This is a genomic window from Streptomyces nojiriensis (assembly GCF_017639205.1).
In the GTDB taxonomy this organism is placed as follows: Bacteria; Actinomycetota; Actinomycetes; order Streptomycetales; family Streptomycetaceae; genus Streptomyces; species Streptomyces nojiriensis.
Genome location: NZ_CP071139.1, coordinates 5,072,583 through 5,097,612 on the forward strand (window position 1 = coordinate 5,072,583; position 25,030 = coordinate 5,097,612).

The following is a 25,030-nucleotide window of genomic DNA, read 5'->3' on the forward strand; positions in this document are numbered from 1 at the left end:
TCGTCAGCACCCGCGGCTCCGCCCGTACCGCCTCGCGCGGGCCGGCGGGGCCGCGCTCACAGGGTGCCCCGGGCCAGCAGCTCCTCCACTATCCGTACGGCGTCCAGCGCGCCGCCCACCCGGAGGTTGTCGGTGGCCAGCCACAGCCAGAAGCCCTCGGGGGCGGTGGCCGAGACCCGGATGCGCCCCACGTGGAGCTGGTCCGGATCGCCCAGCGCCGCCGGGGTCGGGCCGCCGGGGTCGTGGACCACGACCTCGGGCAACGCCCGCAGCAGTGCCACCAGTTCGGCGCGGTCCACCGCCGAGCGGCACTGCACCCACACCGCCGCGCCGTGCCCGCTGACCATCGGGACCCGGACGCAGGTCGCCGTGACCTCGATGCCGGGCAGCCCCAGGACCTTACGGACCTCGTCGGCCACCTCCCGCTCCTGGAGGGTCGAGCCGTCCTCCAGGACGTCGCCGATGCCGGGCAGCACGTTGAAGGCCAGCGGGGGCGAGAACTGCGCCGAGGGCACGGTGGCCTGCGGGTCCTGCAGGACCGTGCGCGAGCCGTCCTGGAGCTCCTCGATACCGCCGTGGCCGGCGCCCGAGGCGCCCTGGTACGTACTGACGACGATCCGGCGGATCCCCCAGCGGCGCTCCACGTCCCGCAGCACGCGGACCACGGGCACCGCGGCGGCGCCGGGCACCGCGATCACTCCGCCCGCCGGACGGCGGCCCAGCTCGGCCGCGTTGAGCTGCGGGACGACCAGGGGGGTGCCCGGAGTCATCCGGAAGGCGGAGGTGCTGTCGATGGCCAGGGCGCCCTGGGCGACGGCGACCGGGACCCACTCCCTGCTGACCTGCTCGCCGGCGCAGAACAGGGCGGCGTCGACCGCGCCGAACGCGAACCGGTCGAGCGCGGTGACGCGCTGGTCGCGGCCGTCGACGCGGATCGTACGGCCGGCCGAGCGGGCGGAGGCCACCAGGTGCAGGCGCCGGTACGGCAGAGCGCGGTCCTCGATGAGTTCGAGCAGGGTTCCGCCCACCGCGCCGGTCGCTCCGACGACGGCGATGCGGGGGGCGGCGGGGTCGTCGACCTGGGGCATGGGCTTCTCGGATCCGCGGTGGGCAGGGAACACGGACGGCCGGCGGCCGTGCGGGCCGTCGGTTCCGGGACATGACCCTGTTCGAGTACGCGCCGGAAGCTCGGCATGGGGCGGTGTGCGCGATCGGCGCCGTTCCCATGATCCGCGCATCCGGGGCGCCCGGCAAAGAGCGGGCCGACGGGCATCTCCGATGGCTCCCATCAGCGGGAGCGATCGGTCGCGGGCGGTGCGGGCCCCCGGTGGGAGCAGGCCGCCGATGCGCTCCGGGCGTTACCGCAAGCGGCATCGGAATGTCCGAACGGGGCCATCGGATCTCCCCGGACAGCGGGCGTTGACCTGCAAGTTGGCTTGCCGAAGGCTGTGGCCGGTCCTGATCGACCGGGGAGATCGACCACCGGGGAACGCGGAGCGCCAGGAGGACGGGCGGCCGGGGTTCCGGACCGGAACACGCGAAACGGGGAGTTCATGCAGCAGGCCGTGAAGGTCGTCGGAATCGGGGGGTCCTCCCGACCTGGCTCCACCGCGGAGCTCGGGCTGCGGGTGGTGCTCGCGGAGGCCGCCCGGCTGGGCGCACAGGTCGCTCTCGTCAGCGGCGCCGACCTCGTCATGCCGCTCTACGACCCGCGCGTGGCGGCCTGCCCGCCCCAGGCGCGCCGGCTCCTCGACGAGGTGGCCTCGGCGGACGGCGTGGTGCTGGCGAGCCCCGCGTACCACGGCACGGTGTCCGGGCTCCTGAAGAACGCCCTGGACTACACCGAGGAGCTGCGCGGCGATCCCCGCCCGTACCTCTCGGAGCGGGCCGTCGGCTGCCTGTCCGTCGGGATGGGCTGGCAGGGCGCGGTGACCACGCTCGCCGCGCTCCGGGACATCGTGCACGCCCTGCGCGGCTGGACCACCCCGCTGGGCGTGGCGATCAACAGCGCGGCGGCAGGGTTCGGCGCCGACGGCGAGTGCTCCGACCCGCACATCCAGCAGCAGCTGACCGCGATGGCCGGCCAGGTCGTCGAGTTCGCGCAGGCGCGCCGGGCCCACCGGGCGCTGCGTGCGGACACGGTGCACGCCTGATGGGCGGCACCGGCGAAGGCCACTGTCCCGACGGCGGCACGGCCACGACGACACCGGCGCGCGTCCTCGGGACCGCCGCCGCCCCCACCACCTGGCTCCGCTGCTTCCACCCGAAGCCGGCGGCCCGGTACACCCTGGTCTGCTTCCCGCACGCGGGCGGGTCGGCCAGCTACTACTTCGACCTGTCGGCGGCGCTCGACCCGGACATCGAGATGCTGGTCGTCCAGTACCCGGGGCGCGAGAACCGGCTCTTCGAGGAGCCCGCGGGATCGGTGGCGGCGCTGGCGGACGGCGTCCACGAGGCGCTGCGCACCCGGCTGCCGCGGCGCCCGGCCTTCTTCGGGCACAGCATGGGCGGGCTCATCGGCTTCGAGGTCGCCCGGCGGCTGGAGTCGGCCGGGGGCACCGCTCCGCACCTCCTCGTCGCCTCGGCCAGTTCGGCGCCCTCGGTGCGTACGGACCGGCTGACCTCGGGCGGGGCCGGGTCCGAGCCCGGGCACGAGGCCGAACCCGAGCCCGACGACGCCGTGCTGGCCCGCATCATGGGCCTCGGCGGTACGAGCGACGGGGTGCGCCAGGACCCGGAGCTGCTGCAGCTCGTGCTTCCCGCCATCCGCGGCGACCTGCGCGCGCTGTCGGAGTACCGGGTCGACGCGGGCGCCGTGGTCGGCTGCCCGGTCACCGTGTTCGTCGCCGACGGCGACGTCGACGTGCCGCTCGCCGAGGCCGGCGCCTGGGGCGCCCACACGACGGCCACCGCCGACGTGCACGTCTTTGAGGGCGACCACTTCTACTTCAGCGGCAACCCGCCGAAATTCCTCGAACTGCTCCAGGACGCCGTGCGTCACTCTCACTCCGGGACACAACTCATATGACGGTCATGGGATTCGTGGAGGAGGAGCTCGCCCAGATGTGGGCCGAGATCCTCGGCGCCACCGACGTGGCGCTCGGCTCGCACTGGCAGGCACTCGGCGGGCGGCCGGAGACGGTACGCACCCTCGCCGACCGGATCGACGAGGAGCTCGGCGCCCGGGTCGAGCCCGAAGGGCTGCTCGACGCGGGCACCCTGGAGGGCATGTCCCGCCTGGTGCGCGGCGCCATGACGGCCGGGAAGGCGGGGGCGGCACCCGCGGCGGCCGGACCGGCGGGCCCGCGGGCCGGGGCGCGGCCGGAGCGGCCCGCACTGTCCTTCGCCCAGCAGCGGCTCTGGTTCATGCAGCAGATCGACCCCGACACCACGCTCTACAACGTACCGACCGTGCTGCGGCTGCGCGGCGCCCTCGACCACGGTCGGCTCGGCCGGGCGCTGACCGCGCTCGTCGCCCGGCACGAGGTGCTGCGCACGACCTACCGGGCGTCGTCCGGGGTGCCCCACCAAGCCGTCGCCGCCGCACCCGGGGAGTTCCCGCTCCCCACCACCGACCTGACCGCCGCGGCGGAGCCCGCGGCCGAGGCGGCCCGCATCGCCGCCGAGGTGGGCGCGTACGTCTTCGACCTCGCCGCCGACCTGCCGCTGCGGGCCCACCTGCTGCGGCTCGGCGCCGAGGACCACCACCTGGTGGTGACGTTCCACCACATCGCCATCGACGGCTGGTCCGTCGAGATCTTCTTCCGGGAGCTGGGCGAGCTCTACGGCGACCCGGGCACGGGCACGGGGTCGGGCACGGGGCCGGGCACGGGCGGCGAGCCCGCGCTGCAGTACGCCGACTACGCCGTCTGGCAGCGCGAGCGGCTCCAGGGCGACACCCTGGACGCCCTGACCGCCCACTGGCGGTCGGTGCTCGGCGACGACCCGCAGGCCCTCGCCGTGCCCACCGACCACCCCCGGCCCCGCCACCGGTCCTTCCGCGGCGCGGTCGCCACCCGCGATCTCGGGCCGGAACTCACCGCCCGGCTGCGGGAGTTCGGCCGGGCGGAGCGCGGCACGCTCAACATGACGCTGCTCGCCGGGTTCCAGGCGCTGCTGGCGGGCTGGTCCGGGACCGAGGACGTCACCGTCGGCATCCCGGTCGCGGGCCGCACCCGGCCGGAGCTCCAAGAGCTCCTCGGCTGCCTCATCAACATGGTTCCGGTCCGCGTCGGACTCGGCGGGGACCCGGCCTTCCGGAGCCTGCTCGCCCGGACCCGCACCGCGCTGCTCGACGCCTCCGCGCAGCAGGAACTGCCCTTCGACAAGCTGGTCGAGGCCCTGGTCTCCCGGCGCAGCCGGGACTTCCTGCCGGTGTTCCGGGTGATGTTCAGCTTCCTCAAGGAGCAGTCGGACCCGGTCTTCGCCGGGCTGGAGCACTGCTCCCTCGACCTCACGGGCCCGCAGGACACCGCGAAGTACGACCTCAGCCTGTACGCGCAGGAGAGCGGTGCGGGCGTCGCGCTGACCCTCGAATACGACACCGACCTGTTCGGGCCCGAGACCCCGGCCGCTCTGCTGGCCGCGTACGAGCAGACCCTGCACGACGCAATCACCTTCCCGGACGGGCCCGTGCTGGATCTCCCAGCGGTCCGCTTCCGGCCGTCCGGCACCGAGAGGAACACGCACCGTGACCGCTGACCCACTGGCCGCCCCGGCAACGGGCACCATCGACGCCCGGTTCGCGCGGCAGGCGTCGGTCCTGGGCGACGCGATCGCCGTGACCGGCATCGACGGCCGGCTGACCTACCGCGAGCTCGACCGGTCCGCCAACCGCCTCGCCCACCACCTGCGCTCCCTCGGCGTCGGCCCCGAAGTGCCGGTCGCCGTCTGCATGGAGCGCACCACCGCCCTGGTGACGGCGCTGCTCGCGGTGCTCAAGGCGGGCGGCGCGTACGTGCCGCTCGACCCGGCGAGCCCGGACGAGCGGATCGCCTTCACCCTCGCCGACGCCGGCGCCACCGTCCTGGTCACCGACCGGGACGGGCGGGGCCTGCCCGCCGCGCACACCGTCGTGACCGGCCCCGGCGGCACCGACCTGAGCGGGCACCCGGACACCGCGCCCGAGGACGCGGGCACCGGCCCGGCGAGCCTCGCGTACGTCATCTACACCAGCGGCTCGACCGGCACCCCCAAGGGCGTCATGATCGAGCACCGCAACGTCACGGGCCTGCTCACCGGCACGCAGGGCCACTTCGGCTTCGGCCCCGACGACGTCTGGTCGATGTTCGCCTCGGCCGCCTTCGACGTGTCGGTGTGGGAGATGTGGGGCGCGCTGCTGCACGGCGGCCGCCTGGTCGTGGTACCGGAGGAGACCCGGCGCTCGCCGCAGGAGTTCCACGCGCTGCTGCACCGCGAGGGGGTGACCGTCCTCAACCAGACCCCGGCGGCCTTCCGGCAGCTGGTGCGGTACGAGGAGGAGCAGCAGCCCGGCGCCGGACCGGCCGCCCTCGACGCGCTGCGCCTGGTCGTCTTCGCGGGCGAGGCGCTGCCGCCCGAGATGCTGCGGCCGTGGATCGCCCGGCACGGTGAGGTGCGGCCCGAGCTCGTCAACATGTACGGGATCACCGAGACCACCGTGCACTCCACCTACCGCCGGATGACCTCGGCCGACCTCGACGCCGGGGCCGGCTCCATGATCGGCGGCGCCTTCGAGGGCTGGACGATGCAGGTCGCTGCCGCGGACGGCACCCCGGCGGCCGACGGCGAGGCCGGCGAGCTGTTCGTCGGCGGCGCCGGAGTGGCCCGGGGCTACCTGGGCCGGCCCTCCCTGACCGCCGAGCGCTTCCTGCCCGACCCGGACGCGGCCGAGCCCGGCGCCCGCCGCTACCGCTCGGGCGACAGCGCCCGACGGGGCGCGGACGGCGACCACGAGTACCTCGGCCGGCTCGACCACCAGGTCAAGGTGCGCGGGTACCGCATCGAGCTCGGCGAGATCGAGAACGCCCTGACCCGCCACCCGGACGTCCGGGACTGCGTGGTGACCGTCGACGAGGACTCGGTGGGCGAGCCGCGCCTGGTCGCGTACTGGGTGTCCGCGGGGGCGGAACTCGCCGACGGCACCGGCGAGTTGCGCGAGCACCTGGGGCGCACCCTGCCCGCGTACATGCTGCCGAACGTCTTCGTCCCGCTGGAGCGGCTGCCGCTGACCCTCAACGGCAAGGTCGACCGGCGGGCCCTGCCCGCGCCCGAGGCCGTACGCCCCGACCTGGGCGGCGACTTCGAGGCCGCCGGCACCCCGGTGGAGAAGGCCCTCGCGGAGATCTGGGCCGATGTGCTCTCGGTCGACCGCGTCGGCCTCGACGACGACTTCTTCGATCTCGGCGGGCACTCGATGCTCGCGACCCAGGTCGTGGCCCGTTCGAAGGAGCAGTTCGGCGTCGCCGTGACGCTGCGGATCTTCTTCGACCTGCCCACGGTCCGAGAACTCGCGGCGGCCCTGGAAGAGCTGCTCGCCGCACAGTCCACAACCAACCCGCACGGGGAGAACGCATGACGTACGAAGCGGATCTGCCGCTGCCCGAGCAGTCCGTGGCCATCATCGGGATGAGCGGCCGCTTCCCCGGTGCCGGCGATGTCGACGCCCTGTGGCGCATGGTGGCGGCGGGCGAGGAGGGCCGCACCGACTACTCGGACGAGCAGCTCGCCGAGGCGGGCGTGCCCGAGCGGCTGCTCGCCGACCCGGCCTACGTGAAGTCGGGCTTCCCCGTCGAGGGGTTCGACCGGTTCGACGCCGAGTTCTTCGGCGTGACCCGTTCCGAGGCCGAACTGATGGACCCGCAGCACCGGTTGCTGCTGGAGACCGCCTGGCAGGCCCTGGAGCGGGCCGGCTACCCGGCGGGCTCCTTCGAGGGCCGCACCGGCGTCTTCGCCGGCACCTCGGGCAGCGGCTACCTGCGCGAGCGGATCTCCGACGGCGGCGCCGACGGCCGGATCTCCGACGAGATCCAGGTCGCGATCGGCAACGACCCCGGCATGCTGGCGCTGCGCGTCTCCTACAAGCTCGGCCTGAGCGGGCCCAGCTTCACCGTGCAGAGCGCCTGCTCCTCCTCGCTGGTCGGCGTGCACCTGGCCGTGCAGTCGCTGCTCAGCCGCGAGTCCGACCTGGCCCTCGCGGGCGGCGTCGCGGTGCGCGAGTTCGAGCCGCGCGGCTACCGCTACGAGGAGGGCGCCATCCTCTCGACGGACGGCCACTGCCGCCCGTTCGACGCGGACGCCTCCGGCACCGTCTCCGGCGACGGCGTCGCCCTGGTCGTCCTCAAGCGCCTGGAGGACGCGGTCGCCGACGGTGACCACATCCACGCCGTGATCCGCGGCTCGGCCGTCAACAACGACGGCGCCGCCAAGATCGGCTTCACCGCGCCGTCCCCGCACGGCCAGGCCGAGGTCATCGCCGAGGCGCTGGCCGTCGCGGGCGTCGAGCCGGGCACCGTCCAGTACGTCGAGGCGCACGGCACGGCCACCCCGCTCGGCGACCCCATCGAGGTGCAGGCGCTCACCGAGGCCTTCGGTCCCGACGCGGCCGCCGGCTCCGTCCACCTGGGCTCGGTGAAGTCCAACATCGGGCACCTCGACGCGGCCGCCGGCGTGGCCGGCCTGATCAAGGCCGCGCTCGCCCTGGAGCACCGCTTCATCCCGCCGACCGCCCACTTCCGCGCCCCCAACCCGCGGCTCGCCCTCGACAAGGGCCCCTTCGTGGTCACCGGCGAGGGCACCCCCTGGCCGAAGACGGCGACCCCGCCGCGCGCCGGGGTGAGCGCCTTCGGCATCGGCGGCACCAACGCCCACGTGGTCCTGGAGGCAGCCCCGGCCGTCGTCGCGGCCCCCGACGCGGACGGCGACTGGCAGGTCCTGCCCCTGTCGGCCCGTACCCCCGAGGCCCTCGACGCCGCCGCGGAGCGCCTGGCGGCCGCGCTCACCGAAGGCGGTGCGGCCCTCGCGGACGCCGCCCACACCCTGCAGTCGGGCCGCGCCGAACTCCCCTACCGCCGCGCCGTGGTGGCCGACAGCCGGGAAGGCGCCGCCGCCGCGCTGCGCCAGGACCGGCCCGCCGTGGCCGCCGGGCAGGGCGAGGGGCCGCCCGAGGTGGTGTTCCTCTTCCCCGGCCAGGGTGCCCAGTACCCGGGCATGGGCGCGGACCTGTACCGCACCGAGCCCGTCTTCCGCGCAGCCCTCGACCGGTGCGCCGAGCTCCTGCTGCCCCAGCTCGGCTGGGACGTCCGGGACGTGGCGTTCGCCGCCGACGGCGAGGAGACCCGCGAGCGGCTGCGGCAGACCCTCTACACCCAGCCCACCGTCTTCTGCGTCGACTACGCCACCGCGCAGCTCCTGCTCTCCTGGGGCGTCGAGCCGTCCGCCATGACCGGCCACAGCCTGGGCGAGTACGTATCGGCCTGCCTGGCCGGGGTGTTCGGCCTGGAGGACATCCTGCGCGTGGTCGCCCGCCGCGCCCAGCTGATGCAGGACCTCGCGCCCGGCCGGATGCTGTCGGTGCTCCTCGACGAGGAGGCGCTCACCCGGGCGCTGGAGGGCCGCGCGACGATCGCCGCGGTCAACGCGCCCGGCTCCTGCGTGGTCGCCGGCACGCCTGAGGAAGTCGCCGAGGCCCGCCGGGTCCTGGAAACCCAGGGCGCCTCCGTCCGCGAGCTGGAGACCTCGCACGCCTTCCACACCGCGCTGGTCGAGTCCGCCCTGCCCGGCCTGGAGGAGGTGCTGCGCTCGGTCACGCTGAACACGCCGAAGATCCCCTTCCTGTCCAACGTCACCGGTACCTGGATCACCGACGAGCAGGCCACCGACCCGGCGTACTGGGTCGCCCACACCCGCCGGCCCGTCCGGTTCTCCGACGGCATCGCCGCCCTCGCCCAGCGCGGCCCCGCCGTGTTCGTCGAGGCCGGCCCCGGCAGCCAGCTCGGCGGGCTCGTCAAGACCCACCCGGAGCCGGGCCCCGTCGTCACCCTGCTGCGCAAGCCGCGCGCCGGCGCCGAGGCGCCCGCCGAGCACCGCGCGGTCCGCGAGGGCCTGGCCGAGCTGTGGCGCCACGGCGTCGGCGTCGACTGGAGCGCCCTGCACGAGGGCGGCGGGCGCCGCCGGGTGCCGCTGCCCGCCTACCCCTTCCAGGGCCGCAGCTTCCTGCTGCCCAAGCCGGCCGGGGCCACGAACGTGCGCACCGACAGCGCGCGCTGGACGTACGCGCCGGTCTGGCACCGCGCGCCGCTGGCCGGGGCTCCGGAGCCGGCCGGACCGGCCACCTGGCTGGTGCTGGCCGACGACCGCGGACTGACCGACGACCTGGCAGCCGCCCTGCGCGAGCGCGGCGACAGCGTCACCACCGTGCGCAAGGCGGCGGCGTACGCCCGCACCTCCGAGCGCGGCTTCGACGCCGACCCGGCGGACGCCGGGCACCTGGGACGCGTCCTGGCGGAGCTGCGCCAGGACGGTTCGGTCCCGGACCGGATCCTGCACGCCTGGGCCGTCACCGGGCCGGACGGCTCGGCTCCGGCCACGGCCGCGGACCGCTACGCCGACGGCGTGGCCACCGGCTTCCACAGCCTGGTCGCGCTGGCCCAGGCCCTCGGCGAGAGCGGCACCGACACCCCGGTGCGCGTCGACGTCCTGACCGACCGGCTGCAGGACGCGTACGGCTCCGACGTGACCCGGCCCGAGCGGGCCGCCCTGTACGGGGCGGTCACCGTCCTGCCGCAGGAGTACACCTGGCTGACGTGCCGGAGCATCGACGTGCTGCCCCCGGCGGACACCGCCGCACGGACGCGTCTGACCCGGCAGCTCACCGCCGAACTGGCCGGTCCCGGCACCGAGAACCTCGTCGCCTACCGGGGCACCCAGCGGCTGGGCCGCGCCTTCGCGCCGGTCGAGCCGGCGGCCGTACCCGTCGAGCGGGCCTGGCGGGCCGACGCCGGCTACCTGGTCACCGGCGTGTCCGGTGAGGCCGGGCTGAGCTTCGCCGAGCAGCTCGCCGAGGCGGGCGCCCGCCTGGTGCTCGTCGGGGACCCGCAGTTCCCGGCCGAGAGCGAGTGGGCCGCGCTGCCCGCGGGGGCCGAGCGGGCCCGCGCCGAGCGGATCGCCGCGCTGCGCGCCGCCCGTCCGGGCGCCGTCACCTACCGGGCGGCCGACCTGGCGGACCCGGAGCAGGCCCGGGCGCTCGTCGAGGAGGCCCGCTCCCTGCTGGGCGCCGTCGACGGCGTACTGCACTGCGCGGACGCCCGCGGCACCGGACTCGTCGCGCTCAAGTCGCGGGACGACTTCGAGGCCGTGCTGGGGGCGCGGGTGCGCTCCACGCTGCTGCTCGAAGAGCTGCTCGCCGACGACGAGCCGGCCTTCTTCCTCTCGGCTTCGGCCACCACCGGCATCGTCGGCGGCTTCGGCCAGGCCGACAACTGCGCCGCCGCCGCCTTCCTGGACGCGTTCGCCGCCGCGGGCTCCGCCCAGGGGCGCAACACCGTCACCCTCGACTGGTCGCAGTGGGAGTGGGACGACTGGTTCGAGCTGCAGATGGCCGGACTGCCCGAGGTGCGCGAGCTGTACGAGCGGCTGCGCGTAAGCCAGGGCATCCCCGTCGCCGACGGCCTCGCGCTGGCCCGCGCCGCGCTCTTCGCCGGCCTGCCCCAGCTGGTCGTGTCCCGAGCCGACTTCCAGGACGTCCTGGCCGACCAGCAGGGCATGACCGCGGCCTCCTTCACGAACGCGCTCGGCAGCGGCCGCGGCGAGGACAGTGACTGGGACCCCGCCACGGTGTGGCCGGACGACGAACTGGCCCAGTCGGTGGCCCGGGTGTGGCAGGAGATGCTCGGCGCCTCCCCGATCGGCCCGGACGACGACTTCTACGACCTGGGCGGGAACTCGCTGTTCGCCATCCAGATCGTGGGCCGGCTGCGCCAGGCGCACGGCGACTTCCCGATGAGCGCCGTCTTCGAGGCGCCGACCGTACCGGGGCTCGCGGCGGCGATCCGCGCCCACCAGGCCGAGTCCATCGGTCTGGACGAGTTCGAGGCGATGCTGCGCGAGGTCGAAGCCCTCTCCGCCGCCGAGGCCGAGCAGAAGCTGAAGGGTGACAGCTGACCATGGCTGACGAGAAGACGACCAACGACGCCGAGGCGGCGCAGGCCCGCATGCTCCAGGAGCGGCTCGCCTCGCTGAGCCCGGAGCAGCGCGAGGTCCTGTTGCGCGCCATGCGCGAGCGGGGCCTGAAGGCGCCCGCCACCGTGGACGCGGGGGAGAAGGCCGGTGCCCGGCAGGCCGCCGCGCCGCGCCGCACCCGGCGCCCCGGCAGCACCATGGAGTTCAGCCTGTTCTTCTTCTCCGGCGACGGCACCGCCGCCGGCCCCGGGAAGTACGACCTCCTCATGGAGAGCGCCCGGATCGCCGACGCCAACGGCTTCGCCGGGATCTGGGTGCCCGAGCGGCACTTCGTGGACTTCGGCGGGCTCTACCCCAACCCGTCGGTCCTGGCCGCGGCCATCGCCGTACAGACGCAGTCGATCCAGATCCGGGCGGGCAGCTGCGTCCTGCCGCTGCACCACCCGGTGCGGGTCGCCGAGGAGTGGGCGGTCGTCGACAACCTGTCCGGCGGGCGGGCCGCGATCTCCGCGGCCTCCGGCTGGCACCCCGACGACTTCCTCCTGGCCCCCGGCGACGGGCAGCAGCGCTACCCGCGCCGAAAGGAGGAGATGTTCGAGGCGATCGAGACGATCCAGCGGCTGTGGGCCGGGGAGAGCGTCGAACTGCCGCGCGCCGACGGCTCGCTGCAGTCGGTGCGCACCCTGCCGCGCCCGATCCAGGCCGAGCTCCCGGTGTGGGTGTCGGCGCAGGGCAGCCCCGAGACGTTCGTCAAGGCCGGTGAGGCCGGTGCGTACCTGCTGACCGGTCTCGTCGCCCAGCGGCCCGCCGACCTCAAGGACAAGATCGCCGCCTACCGCGAGGCGCTCGTCGGAGCCGGGCACGACCCGTCCCGCGCCAAGGTCACCGCGATGGTGCACACGTTCCTGGACTCCGACGACGAGAGCGCCCGGGAGATCGTGCGGGAGCCGCTGACCGGCTACCTCAAGACCTTCCTCGCGCAGCAGGACAGCTTCGGCAGCGAGTACTCCAAGCTCTCCGAGGCCGAGCGCGACGTGATGCTGAACGCCACCTTCGAGCGGTACTTCGACACGCTCGCGCTGCTCGGCACGCCCGACAAGTGCGAGTCCCTGATCGAGGACCTGGTCGACATCGGCGTGGACGAGGTGGCCTGCCTGGTCGACTTCGGCCTCGCGCCGGGCCAGGTCGTCAAGGGCCTGGAACACCTCACCGAACTCAAGAACCGGTACCGGGCCGACGCGGCCGCCGCCGAAGGAGACCAGTCGTGACCGAACTCGCCAACCGGCTGGCCGGCCTCACCCCGGCCCAGCGGGCCCTCCTGGACAAGAAGATGCGCGAGCGCGCCCAGACGCCCGCGACGGCCGGCCCCATCCCGCGGCGCACGGGCGGCGACCGGGTGCCGCTCACGGTGGACCAGGAGCGCATCTGGCTGATCCACCAGTTCGACGCCGAAGACCCGCTCTACAACGTGTACTTCGCCTCGAAGCTGCACGGCGCGCTGGACCGGGACGCGCTCCAGCGCGCCACCGACGCCTTCGTGGACCGCCACGAGGCGATGCGCACCACCTTCGAGCAGGACGGCCACACTCCCGTCCAGGTCGTCCACCCGGCCATGGAGGTGCCGGTCCGCCACGTCGACCTGCGCTCCGTACCGCAGGAGCGGCGCGAGGCGGAGCTGACGCGCCTGGCCACCGAGGAGATGCGCGCCCCCTTCGACCTGGTCAAGGGACCGCTGCTGCGCATCGCGGTGCTGCGGGTCGCCGACGACCGGCACGTGCTCGTCGGCACCGTCGACCACCTGGTCTGGGACCGCGGCTCGATGGGCATCTTCAACGCCGAGTTCGCCGAGTTCTACACGGCGTTCGCGACGGGCCGTGAGCCCCGGCTGCCGCCCGTCGAGGTGCACTACGCGGACTACTCCGAGTGGCAGCCGCAGTGGCTGCGCGAGGAGGTCCGGCACAAGCACCTGCCGTACTGGAAGAAGAAGCTCGAAGGCGCCGAACTGGTCCTGGAGCTGCCCACCGACCGGCCGCGCCCGCCGGTCATGACCTCCAACGGCGCCCGCTACCAGTTCCCGCTCACCCCGGAGCTGACCCAGGCGATCCGCGACCTCGCCAAGCGCGAGGACGTCACGATCAACATCGTGCTGCTCGCCGCGTGGAAGACGCTGCTGCACCGGCTCACCGGCCAGCAGGACGTCGTCGTCGGCACCACCTCGTCGACCCGCGGCAGGCCCGAGACCGAGCCGATGATCGGCTACTTCCTCACGATGCTGCCGCTGCGCACCACGGTCTCGCCCGCGATGACGGTGCGCGAGCTGATGCAGGCGACCCGCTCCACCATGCTGGGCGCCTTCGACCACTTCGACATCCCGTTCGGCACCCTGCTGGACGAGCTCGACATCCCCCGCGACCCCAGCCGCACCCCGATCTACCAGGCCTCCTTCATCCTGGTGGACTTCGTCCACGAGGACCCGCCGCCGATGGCCGGGCTGCGCGTCGAGGAGCTGATGCTCGACAACGCCACCGCCAAGGACGACGTGTTCCTCGGGTTCCTCGACGACCCGCAGCTCGCCGCCGACCACCTGCACGGCCTGTTCGAGTACAACACCGACCTGTTCGACGAGAGCACCATGGCGCGGATGGCCCGGCAGGTCGTGCGCCTCCTGGAGCAGATGACCGAGGACGCGGGACGCACCGTCCGGGACCTGTCCCTGGTCGACGCCGACGAGGCGCACACCCTGCTCGTCGAGTGGAACAGCACCGCGGCCGAGCGCGAGCCCGGCGTGGGCCTGGACGAGCTGGTGCGCCGCCACGCCGCCGCCACCCCCGACGCGGTCGCCGTCTCCTGCGGCGACGAGCGGCTGACGTACGGCGAACTCCTGGACCGCTCCGGCCGGCTGGCGTCCCACCTGCAGGCACGCGGCGTCGTCCCCGAGACCGTCGTCGGCGTCTGCCTGGACCGCTCGGTCGACCTCGTCGTCGCCCTGCTCGGCGTGATCATGTCGGGCGGCGCCTACCTCCCGCTCGACGCGGCCTACCCGGCGCAGCGCCTCGCCGACATGACCGGCGACGCCGGCACCGGCTTCCTGCTCACCCGGGACGGTCTGCTCGGCGCGCTCGCCGGGTGTCCCGGCGAGCGGATCCGCCTGGACGCCGACGCGGAGGCGATCGCGGCCGCGCCCGCCGTCCCGGCGAAGCCCGCCTCCGGCGAGGACCGGCTCGCGTACGTCATCTTCACCTCGGGCTCCACCGGCCGCCCCAAGGGCGTCGAGGTGACCCACCGCAACCTGGTCAACCTGCTCCTGTCGATGGCCCGCGAGACCGGGCTCGGCCCCGGCGACACGCTCGCCGCCGTCACCCCCGTCACCTTCGACATCGCGGGCCTGGAGCTGTACGCCCCGCTGATCAGCGGGGCCCGGGTGCACGTCGTCACCAAGGAGCAGGCCGTCGACGGCCGGCGGCTCGCCCGGCTGCTCGCCGAGACCGGCGCCACCGTCATGCAGGCCACCCCCGCCACCTGGCACCTGCTGGTGGAGGCGGGCTGGCACAACGACGGCTCGCTGCGCGTCCTGGTCGGCGGCGAGGCCCTGCCGCCCGCCCTGGCCGAGCAGCTGGTCCGCGAGCCCGGCCGCACCTGGAACGTGTACGGCCCCACCGAGACCACCATCTGGTCCACGTTCCAGCGCCTGGACAGCGGCACCGAGCAGATCTCCATCGGCCGGCCGCTCGACAACACCCAGGTGTACGTCCTGGACGACCGGCTCGCGCCGGTCCCCGTCGGCATGCCCGGTGACCTGTACCTGGGCGGCACCGGAGTCGCCCGCGGCTACCGCGGCCGGCCCGGGCTGACCGCCGAGCGGTTCGTGCCCGACCCGTTCGGCGGCCGCCCCGGCGCCCGCCTCTACTTCACCGGGGACAAGGCGCGGCTGCGCGAGGACGGCACGCTCGTCTTCCTCGGCCGCGACGACGGCCAGGTCAAGCTGCGCGGCTTCCGCATCGAGCTGGGCGAGATCGAGGCCCGGCTGGAGGAGCACCCGGCGGTGCGCCGCGCGGTCGCCCTGGTCCGCGAGGACCGCCCCGGCGACAAGCGGCTCACCGGGTACGTCGAGTCCGCCGACGAGGCGCTGACCGCCGAGGAGCTGCGCGAGCACCTGCGCGGCTCGCTGCCCGACTACATGGTCCCCGCCGCGATCGTGCGCCTGGAGACCTTCCCGCTGAACACCAGCGGCAAGATCGACCGCCGGGCGCTGCCCGCCCCCGCCGTCGAGCGCGACGCGGCGGGCTACGTGCCGCCGCGCGACGCCGTCGAGCTGGAGGTCGCGCACATCTGGGAGGAGGTCCTCGGGGTCTCCCCGATCGGCCTGCACGACCGGTTCTTCGACCTGGGCGGCCACTCGCTGCTCGTGCTGCGCCTGATGGCGGAGATCGAGAAGCGGTTCGGGCAGCAGCTCCCGATGGCGGCGATCTTCCGGGGCGCCACCGTCGAGCGGTTCGCCCGGATGCTGCGCGAGGGCTACCAGGACGAGACCGGGGTGCACCTGGTCGAGCTCGGTTCCGGCGACGGCACCGGCTCCCCGGTGTTCTTCGCCCACCCGGCCGGCAGCGAGGTCGTCTGCTACATGCCGTTCGCAGCCCTCGTCGAGCCCGCCGGACGCCCGCTGTACGCGCTGGCCTCGCCGCCGCCCGTCGACGGCGAGCTGCCGTTCACCGGCTTCGGCGACCGCGCCGCCCAGTACGCGGCGCTGATCCGCGAGACCCAGCCCGAGGGCCCCTACACGGTGGCCGGCTGGTGCTACGGCGGGGCCAACGCCTTCGCCGTCGCCGGGGAGCTGGAGAAGAGCGGCGCCGAGGTGTCGGTGGTCATGATGGACGCGCACGCGCCCGCCGTCGTACCGGCCGGCTCCGAGCCGGACCCGGCCGAGATCGTCGAGGCCATCGCCGCCAACCTGCAGTGGGACTACGGCCGGCGCCTCAAGCCGCTCGCCGAACTGCAGACCATGGACGAGGACGCGCACCTCGACTACCTGCTCGGCATCGCCCGCGAGTGCGACTACCTGCCGCCGGACGCCGGCCGCGAGCAGATCCGCGACATCTACGAGCTGTGGGTCGCCAACCTGCGCCTGGTGTGGAACTTCCGGCCCGGCCCCGTCAAGGGCAAGGTCACGCTGATCCGCGCCGACGAGGAGGAGTGGGACCTCGCGACCTCCTGGAACGAGCTGACCGGGCAGCACTTCGACGTCCGCACGGTCGGCGGCAACCACTACACGATGATGCGCCACCCCCACATCGAGGGCGTCGCCGAAGTACTCAACGAGGTACTGAACGGCGCTGCCGGGAACGGTGGGGGAGACGATGCTTGAGCTGCTGAAGGACCGGACGTACATCCGGTACTGGCTGGCCGTCGTCGCCTCCTTCCTCGGTGACGCCATCACCAAGATCACTCTGATCTACGTGGTGGCCACCGAGACCGACGACCCGGTCCTGTACGTGTCCCTGGTCGTCATCGCGCAGCTGCTGCCCTTCGGCGTGCTCGGCGCGTTCGTGGGACCGCTGGCCGACCGGCTGCCGGCCCGGCTGCTGATGGTCGGCTCGGACCTGGTCCGCGTCGTCCTGGTGCTCGCGATGATCGTCGTACGGGACTCCCCGCTGCTGCTGCTCGTGCTCATCCTGCTCAGCGGCATCGCCAAGGCCTTCTTCGAGACGGCCCGCATCACCGCGATCCCGCTGATCGTGCGCGGGCACAGCATCCCCACGGCGGTCGCCCTCTTCCAGTCCACCAACCACACCCTCAACCTGGTGGGCCCGGCGCTCGGCGGGCTGCTCATCGCCTTCGGCAGCGTCACCGCGGTCTTCGTGCTCGACGCCGTGACGTTCGTGCTCTCGGCGGTGCTGCTCGCCAGCATGGCGGTGCTGCGGGAGGTGCCCGTGCGGGGCGCCGACAGCGGCCGCGAGGGGTACTGGCAGTCCCTGCGCACCGGCATCTCCGGCGTGCTCGCCGTACCCTCGCTGCGCTTCCTGGCGATCGTCATGGTCCCGGTGATGCTGGTCCTCGGCCTGTTCACCACCAACCTCAACTCCCAGCTCCTGAGCGTCTTCGAGCTGCCGGCCTTCGAGTACGGGCTGGCCCAGGCCGGCTTCGGAGCGGGCTGTGTCATCGGCGCGCTCACCGGTCCGCCGCTGGTGCGCCGGTTCTCCGACCGGGGGCTGCTCATCGGGTCGATCGTGCTCTTCGGCGCCTCCCTGCTGCTGCTCGCCCCCACGGGCACGGCATGGGAGGCCACCGACCAGGGCGCACTCGGCCTGACCGTCGTCCTGCTCTGGTGCGTCCTGGCCGGTCTCGGCTCGGGGCTCTTCCAGGTGCCGGTCGCCAACACGCTGCTGAGCGACCTGCCCGAGGAGCTGCGCGGCCGCGGTGTCGGCCTGCTCAACGCCCTGATGGTCAATTTCACCGTCCTCGGCGTGGTCGTCGGCGGCCTGCTCGCCGGGATCGTCGGCATCGCCGACTCCATCGTGGTGGCCGGCGCCGTCCTGGTCGTCGCGGCCCTCGTCCTGCTCGTCCCCCGGCTGCGCGGCGGCCGCGGTGACCAGGCGGGCACCCCGGAACCGGAGGCCGTCGCATGAGCACGCCCGACCTGCCCGCGCTTCCCCTGACCCCCGCCCAGCGGCGGCTGTGGGCCCTCGGCCAGCTCCGGCCCGGCGACCCGTTCTTCAGCATCCCCTTCGCCGTCACCATCGAGGGCCCGCTCGACGGCGACGCCCTGCAGCGCGCCCTGGACGCCCTCGTCCGGCGGCACGACGCACTGCGGGTGCGCATCGTGCGGGACGCCGGCGGCGAGCCCGTACAGGAGATCGGGGCGCCCGCCCCGGTCGCCCTCGCCCCGGTCGACGTGACGCGCGAGGAGGCGGCCGCCCGTGCGGACGCCTTCGCCCGCACCCCCTTCGACCTCGACGGCGGACCGCTGCTGCGGGCCGAGCTGCTGCGCCTGTCCCCGACGCACCACCAGCTCCTCGTCGGCGTCCACCACATCGTGTTCGACGGGGCCTCGCTGGAGCTGTTCACCGCCGAACTCACCGCCCTGTACGGGGCGTTCGCGGACGGCCTCGCCGACCCGCTGCCGCGTCCCGCGGTCGGGTACGGGGAGTTCCTCGCCGCGCGCACCGCGCTGGACGAGGAGGCCAGGCCCGAGCGGCTCGCCTACTGGACGCAGCGCCTGGCCGGCGCCCCCGCACTCCTCGAACTGCCGCTCGCCGGGCCCCGCCGGGCGCGTGCCGGGCACACCGGGGCCCGGGTCACCACCGTCGTCCCCGAGCCGGTCGTGGAGCCGCTGCGCCGGCTGGCCCGCACCAAGCGCGCCAGCCTGTTCATGGTCCTCAAGGCCGCGGTGGACGTGGTGCTGAGCCAGTACGGCGGCACCGACGTGCTGACGGGCATGGCCGTCTCCGGCCGCGACACCACCGAGAGCGCCGGCGTCATCGGCTACCTCACCCGGCCCGTCGTCCTGCGCGGCGAGCTGGCCGACGACCCGGAGTTCACCGATCTGATCGGCCGGGTGCGCGGGGACCTCCTCGACGCCCTCGACCACCCCGACCTGCTCGTCGACGAGGTCATGGACCGGCTCGGGCTCGCCCGCGACCCGAGCTACCACCCGCTCTACCAGGTCATGTACACGCACGCGCCGGCCGCGCCCGTCCACGAGGCGGCCGGCTCCCGGTTCGGCGCGGCCGAGCTGCGCCTGCCGACCATGAAGACCGACCTGGCGATCGACACCGTGGAGACCGAGGACGGCCTGCTGGCCCTCGCGGACTACCGCGCCGACCTCTTCGACGAGGCCACCGCCCGGCTGCTGCTCGACCGGCTGCGCACCGTACTGGAGCGGATCGGCGCGGACCCGAAGGCCCGCGTCTCCGCGCTGCTGCGCACCGAGGCCCCGGAGCCGGTGGCGGCGTACGAGGACGAGGGCACCCTGCACGGGCTGGTCGCCGAGCAGATCGCCCGCACCCCCGACGCGGTCGCCGTGGCCGCGGGGGCGCGCACCTGGACGTACCGCGAACTCGACCGCGCGGCGGACCGGGTGGCGGCGCGCCTGCGGGCGCTCGGGGTCGGCCCCGAGACCCCCGTCGGGGTGTGCGTCCCGAAGTCCTTCGCGCTGGCCGCGGCCCAGCTCGGCGTGGTCAGGGCCGGCGGCACGTGCGTACCGCTCGACCCGGAACTGCCCGCCTTCCTGCTGCGGCTCGCCGTGGACGACGCGGGGCTGCGGACGGTCCTCGCCGACCCGTACTCCGGCGCGCTGTTCGACCACACCCAGGTCGACGTGCTCGACCCGGAGGACGCCGCCGACGCGGACGGGGCGGCGCCGGAGGCCGCAGGAACCACCGCGCGGGGCGCCGCCTGGGTGCTGCGCACGGCCGGTGTCACCGGCGAGCCGCGCGCGGTCGTCGCCGAGCACCGCAACCTGGTGTCCCGGCTGCGCTGGGCCCACCGCGAGCTGTCCGGGGCCGCCTTCGACGCGGTCGCCCTGCTCGCGGCCCCGGACTCGCCGGCCGCGTTCCTGGAGCTGTTCGGCCCGCTGACCCGGGGCGGCCGCGCGGTCGTCCCCACCGGCGGCGACGCGGCCACCGTGCTCGCGGCCCCCGCCGAGCTCGCGGGGCTGCTCACGAGCGGCGCCCGGATCCCCGTACTCACCACGGGCGAGCCGCTGTTCCCCGGCACGCTCGCGGCCGCGGTGGCCGCCGGCGCCACGGACGTGCACCAGCTGTACTCGTGCGCCGAGACGGCCGGCCCCGCGCTCGCGGGCCCGGCGCCGTCCCCGGAGGGGGAGGGCTACGGCCCCCTGCCGCTGGGGCCGGCGGGCGCCGGCACGGCGTACGTCCTGGACGCGCGCGGCGCGATCGCGGCCACCGGCGCGGTCGGCGAGCTGCACATCGGCGGCCCGGCCGTCACCCGCGGCTACCCGGACCGGGCGAGCGGCACCGCCGAACGCTTCCTGCCCGACCCGTTCGGCGGGGAGCCCGGCGCCCGCCTGTTCGCCACCGGCGACCTGGCCCGCCGGCTCCCCGACGGGCGGATCGTCCTCGCCGGCCGGGCCGCCGACCACGCCCTGGTGCGGGGCGTCCGCGTGGCCGCCCTCGACGTCGAGGCGGCGCTGCTCGCGCACCCCGACGTCGCCCGGGCGCAGGTCCTGACCGACCCGGCGGACGGCTCCCTCGCGGCGGCCGTGGCGGCCCGGCCGGGCGCGGACCTGACCGCCGGCGCACTCCGCACCCACCTGCGGGACCTGCTGCCCGGCCACCTGCTGCCCGCCCGGCTGCACCTGGCCGCCCGGCTGCCGCTGCTGCCCGGCGGGCGCCCCGACCGGGAGGCGATCGCCAAGCTGCTCGCCGAGGCGGCCGCAGCCGAGGCCGCGGAGCCGGCCGACCGGGCCGACGCGCAGCCGGCGAACGACACCGAGCGGACCGTCGCCGCGGCCTGGGAGCAGGTGCTGGGCCGGACGGTCGGAGCGTCGGAGAACTTCTTCGACGTCGGCGGCAACTCGCTGCTCCTGATCCGGCTGCGCGACCGGCTGCGCGGCGCACTGGACCGCGAGGTCGACGTCGTGGACCTGTTCCGGCACTCCACCGTCCGGGCCATGGCCGCCTTCCTGGGCGGCGCCCCCGCCACGGACGCCCCGTCGGCCGCCGGGGAGCGCGGGCAGAGCCGGGCCCAGGCCCGCGCCGAGGCCATGCGCGCCCGCGGCCGCACCCGCCAGACCAGCACACCGATACCGAGGAAGCGATGAACGACCGGCAACAGCGCACGCTCTACCAGTGGTTCGAGGAATCGGCCCTGCGTCACCCCGGCCTGCCCGCCCTGGAGATCGGCGACGAGGTACTGACCTACGGCGAGGTGCGCGCCCTCGCGCTCACCCTCGCCGACCGCATCGCCGCCAAGCACGGCTCGCTGCCCGCCCGGGTGGCGCTCGCCGCCACCCGCTCGGTCGCCGCGTACGCCGGCTACCTGGCGATCCAGCGGCTCGGCGCGGCCGTCGTCCCGCTCAACCCCGACTACCCCGCGCAGCGCAACCTCGACATCGCCCAGCGGGCCGGCGTCGAGGCGGCTCTGGTGGACACCCGGTCCGCCGGCCTGTTCACCCGGCTGCCCGAGCGCCACCGGCCGACCGTCCTCGGACTCGACGAGGACGAGCGGGTGTCCGCGGCCGTGACCGACGCGCTGGAGCGGTCGCTGCCGCCGGTCCCCGACGACCCGGACCGCGAGGCGTACCTGCTGTTCACGTCCGGTTCCACCGGCCAGCCCAAGGGCGTGCCGATCCGGCACCGGAACACCTCGCTGTTCCTCGCGCACAACATCGAGCGGTACGAGATCGCGCCGGGCGCCCGGCTCACGCAGACCTTCGGCCTGACCTTCGACGCGAGCGTCATCGACCTGTTCGCCACCTGGGGCGGCGGGGCCACCCTGGTGGTGCCGCTCGCCGCCGACCTGTACCGGCCGGTCGACTTCATCGTCGAGCGCGAGCTCACCCACTGGTTCTCGGTGCCCTCGGTGATCCGGGAGGCGCAGCGGCTCGGCAACCTGCCCCTGGGCCGCGCCGTGAACCTGCGGCACAGCATGTTCGGCGCCGAGCCGGTCACCGCGCAGCACGCCGAGCTCTGGCGCGCGGTCGCCCCGAACGCCGTGATCCACAACGTGTACGGGCCCACCGAGCTGACGGTGTGCTGCATCAACCACGGCCTGTCCGGTCCGAGTACGGACTGGCCGGAGTCCTCCAACGGCACCGTGCCGATCGGCGTCCCCTTCCCGGGCAACGAGATGGTGCTGCTGGACGCGGACGGCCTGGCGGCCGACGAGGGCGAGCTGTGCGTGCGCGGCGCACAGCGCTTCGGCGGCTACCTCGACCCGCGCGAGAACGCCGGGCGGTTCGTGTCGTACGAGCCGGATGCCGGCCCCGCCGAGGGCTACGACGGCAGCACCGCGCTGACCGACCGCCACTGGTACCGCACCGGTGACCGGGTCCGGCGCGAGAACGGGCTCTACGTGCACTGGGGCCGCCTCGACCAGCAGGTCAAGGTACGCGGCTTCCGCATCGAGCTCGGCGAGGTCGAGGCGGCCGTGCACCGCCACCCGCACGTCATCGACGCCGCGGTGCTCGCCCTGCCCGGCCCGGACGGCGAGACCGAGCTGGTCGGCGCCTACGCGGGCCGCGAGGTGGACCCCGAGCGGTTCGACGCCTGGCTGCGCGAGCTGCTGCCGCTGCACATGGTGCCCGCCACGCTCGTCCACCTGCCGGGCGGGCTGCCGCTCAACGACAACGGAAAGACGGACCGCAAGGCACTGGCGCGGATCCTCGACACGACGGAGGGGTCATGACCGACGCGCTGGAGTACTGGCGAACCGAACTGGCGGGCCTGGAACCGCTGGAGCCGGCCACCGACCGGCCGCGCCCCTCGGCGCGCACCGGCGCCCTGGGCCACCTCACCCGCACCGTCCCGGCCGGCACGGCGCAGGCGCTGGACAAGGCGGCCGCCGAGTACGGCGCCCCGCTGTCCACCGTGCTGCTCGCCGCCTACCAGGTGCTGCTCGGCCGGTGGACCCGGCAGCGCGACCTCGCCGTGGGCGTCCCGGACCCCGACGGCGGCCTGGCCGTCGTACGCGCCGACCTGGCCGCGGGCCCGGCCTTCGCCGAGCTCGTGGCGCGGACCGACGCCGCGCTGACCCGCGGCCGGGCCGCCGCGCTGCCGGTGGACCGCCTCGCCGCCGCGCTGGGACCCGGAGCCGACGGTCACCACCCGGTGGTCCAGGCCCTGTTCACGGACGGGCCCGCCTACCGGGCCGAGGGAGTCTGCCCGCCCGACCTGACCCTGGCGCTCGACCCGGTCCCCGGCCGCGAGGGCCTCGGCCTGCGCGTCGGTTTCGCCGCCGAGCTGTTCGACGCGGCGAGCGCGGAGCGGTTCACCGACGGCTACCTCACCCTCCTCACCGCGATCGCCGAAACCCCCGGCATCGCGCTGGAGGGGCTCGACCCGCTCGGCGCCGCCGAGCGCGAGCTGCTGCTCACCGGCTGGGGCCGCGGCCGCGCCGCGTTCCCCGAAGCGGACGCCGACGTGGCCGCGCTGGTCGCCGAGCAGGCCCGGCGCGTCCCCGACGCCGTCGCGGTCGTCTTCGGCGCCGAGGAGGTCGGCTACCGGGAGCTCGACGCCCGCGCCGACCGCCTCGCCCACCACCTGCGCGGCCTCGGCGCCGGCCCCGACGTGCCCGTCGCGGTCTGCCTGGAGCGCGGCCCCGCACTGATCGTGGCGCTGCTCGCGGTGCTCCGGTCGGGCGCGGCCTACGTGCCGCTCGACCCCCAGCACCCGGTCGACCGCCTGGAGTTCGTCCTGCGGGACACGGCCGCTCCGGTGGTCGTCACCCAGGAGTCGCTGCGCGGGCGGCTGTCCGGCGGCGACGGCGCGCAGCCCCGTACCCTCGTCGCGGTCGACACCGACGCCGCGGCGATCGCCTCCTCCCCCGTCGTGGAAGCGGCGGCGGCCGCCGGGCCCGGGCACCTCGCCTACGTCCTCTACACCTCCGGCTCCACCGGCACCCCCAAGGGCGTCGCCGTCACCCGGGGCGGCTTCCACAACCTGCTGTGCGGCATGCGGGAGACCTTCCCGGCGCCGGCGAACGAGCGGGTCCTGTTCACCACCTCGGCCACCTTCGACATCGCGGGCGTCGAGATGTTCCTGCCGCTGATCACCGGCGGCCGGATCATCGGCGCGTACCAGGACCAGGTCCACAACCCGCCCGCCCTCGTCGAGCTGATCGACCGGCACGCCGTCACCCTCGTCCAGGCCACGCCGTCCGCACTGCGCCCGCTCCTGGACGCCCTCGGTGACCGGCCGCGCGCCCTGGAGATCTTCGCCGCGGGCGAGGCCCTGCCCGCCGAACTCGCGGCGCGGATGCTGCGGGCCGGCACCCGGGTCCTCAACGGCTACGGCCCGACGGAGACCACCGTCTACGCGTCCGTCGCCGAGCTCACCGGCGCCGCCGGCGCCGTCCCCATCGGCCGCCCCACCGCCGGCACCGAGCTGTACGTCGTCGACGACGCGGACCGCCCGGTCCCCGTCGGCGTACCCGGCGAACTGCTCATCGGCGGCGCCGGAGTGGCCCGCGGCTACCTCGGCCGCGAGGACCTGACCGCCGAGCGCTTCACCCGCAACCCGTTCGCCGCGGGCCGGGTCTACCGCACCGGCGACCTGGTGCGCTGGCTGCCCGGCGGCGAACTGGAGTTCCTCGGCCGCCTCGACCACCAGGTCAAGGTCCGCGGGTTCCGCATCGAACTCGGCGAGATCGAGGCCGCGCTGCTCGCCCACGAGGACGTCGACTCCTGCGCCGTCACGGTCCGCGAGGACGTGCCCGGCGAGAAGACGCTCGTGGCGTACGTCGTCCCGGTGCCCGGCCGCCCGGTGCCCGGCATCGGCGCGCTGCGCGACTGGTGCGGCCGTACCCTGCCCGGCTACATGGTGCCCGGTACGTACGTCTTCCTGGACCGGATGCCGCTGACCACCAGCGGCAAGACCGACCGCAAGGCGCTGCCCGCACCGGACGGCGAACGCACCGGCCTGGAGGCCGAGTTCATCGCCCCGCGCACCCCGGCCGAGCGGGCCGTGGCCCGGGTGTGGGCCGAGACCCTGTACGCCGACGAGGTCGGCGCCGGGGACGACTTCTTCGACCTGGGCGGCGATTCGCTGACCGCGACCCGGGTGGCGCTGCGGCTCCAGGAGGAATTCGGCCTGGAGATCCCGGTGCGCACCCTGTTCACCCACTCGACCGTCGAGTCGCTCGCGGGGGCCCTGACCGTCGCCCGCCGCACCGGCGCGTTCCCGGCCGGAGGCTGACC

Annotated in this window: 12 protein-coding genes; 11 read left to right on the plus strand and 1 reads right to left on the minus strand. The window is 74.9% G+C overall.

Annotation, left to right across the window (positions count from 1 at the left end; genetic code table 11):
* Positions 1-56: 56 nt before the first annotated feature.
* Positions 57-1,088: an aspartate-semialdehyde dehydrogenase gene (locus tag JYK04_RS23720; protein ID WP_189743937.1), complete on the minus strand. Its 1,032-nt coding sequence runs from the start codon at positions 1,086-1,088 to the stop codon at positions 57-59.
* A gap of 465 nt (positions 1,089-1,553) precedes the next feature.
* Between JYK04_RS23720 and JYK04_RS23725 the strand changes: the two genes are divergently transcribed.
* Genes JYK04_RS23725 through JYK04_RS23775 form a run of 11 tightly spaced genes read left to right on the plus strand, consistent with a single transcriptional unit; the run spans position 1,554 to position 25,028 of the window.
* Entirely contained in the window at positions 1,554-2,153 is a 600-nt protein-coding gene (locus JYK04_RS23725) for an NADPH-dependent FMN reductase (protein WP_189743939.1), read from the plus strand.
* Complete coding sequence (locus JYK04_RS23730; protein ID WP_189743940.1) at positions 2,153-3,028, plus strand: thioesterase II family protein; 876 nt, start codon at positions 2,153-2,155, stop codon at positions 3,026-3,028. Before JYK04_RS23725 ends, JYK04_RS23730 begins: the two co-directional genes overlap by 1 nt.
* A complete protein-coding gene (locus JYK04_RS23735; RefSeq protein WP_189743942.1) occupies positions 3,025-4,701 on the plus strand; it encodes a condensation domain-containing protein in 1,677 nt (558 codons plus the stop codon). The genes JYK04_RS23730 and JYK04_RS23735 overlap by 4 nt, the downstream gene beginning before the upstream one ends.
* Positions 4,691-6,556, plus strand: a complete 1,866-nt coding sequence (locus JYK04_RS23740; protein WP_189743944.1) for an amino acid adenylation domain-containing protein — start codon at positions 4,691-4,693, stop codon at positions 6,554-6,556. The genes JYK04_RS23735 and JYK04_RS23740 overlap by 11 nt, the downstream gene beginning before the upstream one ends.
* Positions 6,553-11,139: a type I polyketide synthase gene (locus tag JYK04_RS23745; RefSeq protein WP_189743946.1), complete on the plus strand. Its 4,587-nt coding sequence runs from the start codon at positions 6,553-6,555 to the stop codon at positions 11,137-11,139. The genes JYK04_RS23740 and JYK04_RS23745 overlap by 4 nt, the downstream gene beginning before the upstream one ends.
* A 2-nt stretch (positions 11,140-11,141) precedes the next feature.
* Positions 11,142-12,425, plus strand: a complete 1,284-nt coding sequence (locus tag JYK04_RS23750) for a MupA/Atu3671 family FMN-dependent luciferase-like monooxygenase (RefSeq protein WP_229876590.1) — start codon at positions 11,142-11,144, stop codon at positions 12,423-12,425.
* On the plus strand, positions 12,422-16,519 hold the full coding sequence (locus JYK04_RS23755) for a non-ribosomal peptide synthetase (RefSeq protein WP_189743948.1): 4,098 nt from the start codon (positions 12,422-12,424) through the stop codon (positions 16,517-16,519). The genes JYK04_RS23750 and JYK04_RS23755 overlap by 4 nt, the downstream gene beginning before the upstream one ends.
* The gene (locus tag JYK04_RS23760) at positions 16,512-17,780 is read left to right on the plus strand and encodes an MFS transporter (protein WP_189743950.1); all 1,269 of its coding nucleotides are present in this window, start codon (positions 16,512-16,514) and stop codon (positions 17,778-17,780) included. The genes JYK04_RS23755 and JYK04_RS23760 overlap by 8 nt, the downstream gene beginning before the upstream one ends.
* Entirely contained in the window at positions 17,777-20,935 is a 3,159-nt protein-coding gene (locus tag JYK04_RS23765) for a condensation domain-containing protein (protein WP_189743952.1), read from the plus strand. Before JYK04_RS23760 ends, JYK04_RS23765 begins: the two co-directional genes overlap by 4 nt.
* Complete coding sequence (locus tag JYK04_RS23770; RefSeq protein WP_189743954.1) at positions 20,932-22,521, plus strand: AMP-binding protein; 1,590 nt, start codon at positions 20,932-20,934, stop codon at positions 22,519-22,521. Before JYK04_RS23765 ends, JYK04_RS23770 begins: the two co-directional genes overlap by 4 nt.
* A complete protein-coding gene (locus JYK04_RS23775; protein WP_189743956.1) occupies positions 22,518-25,028 on the plus strand; it encodes a non-ribosomal peptide synthetase in 2,511 nt (836 codons plus the stop codon). Before JYK04_RS23770 ends, JYK04_RS23775 begins: the two co-directional genes overlap by 4 nt.
* The last annotated feature ends 2 nt before the right edge of the window (positions 25,029-25,030 follow it).